This is a genomic window from Streptomyces lonarensis, assembly GCF_012033735.1.
Lineage (GTDB): Bacteria > Actinomycetota > Actinomycetes > Streptomycetales > Streptomycetaceae > Streptomyces > Streptomyces lonarensis.
In genome coordinates, this window is sequence record NZ_JAAVJD010000421.1 from 1 (window position 1) to 2241 (window position 2241).

Here is a 2241-nt window from a genome sequence, read left to right on the forward strand (position 1 = left end):
CCGGCACCCGCCTCTACCGCACCGGCGACCTCGCCCACTGGACCCCCCACGGCACCATCCACTACACCGGCCGCACCGACACCCAAACCAAAATCCGCGGCTTCCGCATCGAACCCGCGGAAGTGGAGACGGCGCTGCTGGAGCACGCGGAGATCGCGCAGGCCGCCGTCCACACCCACCGCGACCGGCACGGCACCGCCCGGCTCGCCGCCTGGGTCGTCCCGGCCCCCGGCTGCGACCCCACCCCGCAGGACCTCCGCGGCTGGGCGCGGACCCGACTGCCGGAGCACATGGTGCCGTCCTACGTGACGGTGCTGGACCGGCTGCCGCTGACCGCCAACGGGAAGCTGGACCGCGCCGCACTCCCCGAACCCACCACGGCGGCGACCGAGGGGCGGGCGCCGCGCACCGAGCTGGAGACCACCCTCACCACGCTCTTCACCACCACCCTCGACGCCGCCCACCCCCTCACCATCGACGACAACTTCTTCGACCACGGCGGCCACTCCCTCCTCGCCGCCCGCCTCACCAACCACATCCACACCCACACCGGCACCCACCTCACCATCCGCGACATCTTCCTCAACCCCACCCCCGCCACCCTCGCCCACCACCTCACCCACACCACCCCCCGAACCCCGCAGGCGCCGGACGACGGTGCGGGAGCCGGCGCGGTCGGCGCGGAGAAGCTCCGGCGGCCCGAGCGGCCCGAGCAGCTGCCGCTGTCGTTCGCCCAGCAGCGGCTCTGGCTGCTGGCGTCGATGGAGGAGCTGGGCACCGCCTACAACGTGCCGATGACGGCGCGGTTGGAGCCGGCGCCCGACGCGGCGGTGCTGCGTGCCGCCGTCGCCGACGTGGTGGCACGGCACGAGCCGCTCCGGACGGTGTACGCCACCCACGAGGGGGAGCCCGTGCAGCGGGTGCTGCCCCCGGGGGAGCGCGAACCGTTCGTCGAGCACCGCCGGACCACCGCGGAGAAGCTTCCGGAGGAGCTGGCCGAAGCCTCCCGCCACGCCTTCGACCTGGCGGCCGAACCCCAGCTGCGGGTGACGCTCTTCGACGCCGGGGACGGCAGCGCCACGCTGCTGGTGCTGCTGCACCACATCGCCACCGACGGCCAGTCGCTGGCGCCGCTCTTCGACGACCTCGCCACCGCGTACGCGGCGCGGGCGGCCGGCGGGCAGCCGGAGTGGCCACCGCTGCCGACGGCCTACGCCGACCATGCGCTGCGGCAGCGGGCGGAGCTGGGCGACCCGGCGGCTCCGGAGAGCGCGCTCGGCCGTCATCTCGCCTACTGGCGGGAGGCGTTGGCCGAGCTCCCCGAGGAGCTTCCGCTGCCGCTGGACCGACCGCGCCCCTCGGTCGCGGGCAACCGGGGCGCGACCGTACCGGTGGCGTTCGGCCCGGAGCTGTACGCGCGGATCGACCGGCTGGCGCGCGCGGAGCGGTCCACGCCGTTCATGGTGGTGCAGGCGGCGCTGGCCACGGCGCTGCACCGGCTCGGCGCGGGCGACGACATCCCGCTGGGCGTTCCCGTCGCGGGGCGCTCCTCCGCCGACCTGGCGCCGCTGGTCGGCTTCTTCGTCAACACGCTGGTGCTGCGGACCGACACCGCCGGCAACCCGTCCTTCCGGGAGCTGCTGCGGCGGGTGCGCGCCGCGGACCTCGACGCCTTCGCCCACCAGGAGGCGCCGTTCGACCAGGTGCTGGAGGCGGTGTCGCCCCGCCGCTCACCGGCACGGCACCCGCTGTTCCAGGTGTGTCTCGCGCTGGAGGGCGGCCCGGAGCCGACGGTCCGGCTGGCGGGCTCGGCGCCCGCGCCCGCCTCGGTGGTGGACACCGGCGGCGCCAAGTTCGACCTGGAGTTCCTGCTGCGGGGCGAGCCGGCGAGCGGCCTGACCGGGGCGCTGCTCTACAACCGGGACCTCTTCGACGCCGCAACGGCGGAGCGCATGGTCGCCGTGGTCGGCCGCGTACTGGACCACGCGCTGCGGGAGCCGGACACCGCGCTGAGCGCGATCGAGGTCCTGGACGGTGTGGAGCGGGGGTTGGTGGTCGACGCCTGGAACGACACGGTGGTCCCGATCGGTGAGGAGACGCTGAACACGCTCTTCGAGCATCAGGCCCGGGTCCGTCCGGACCGTACCGCCGTCATCCACGAAGACCACCGCACCACCTACCGGGAGTTGAACGAGGCCGCCAACCGCCTCACCCACCACCTCACCACCTGCGCCGGCATCC

1 protein-coding gene is annotated in these 2241 nt (G+C 74.6%); it reads left to right on the forward strand.

Features of this window, described 5'->3' with window-relative positions; translation table 11 throughout:
• A partial coding sequence (locus tag HCN56_RS25220; RefSeq protein ID WP_245247025.1) for a condensation domain-containing protein occupies positions 1-2241 on the forward strand: 2241 nt, incomplete at both ends.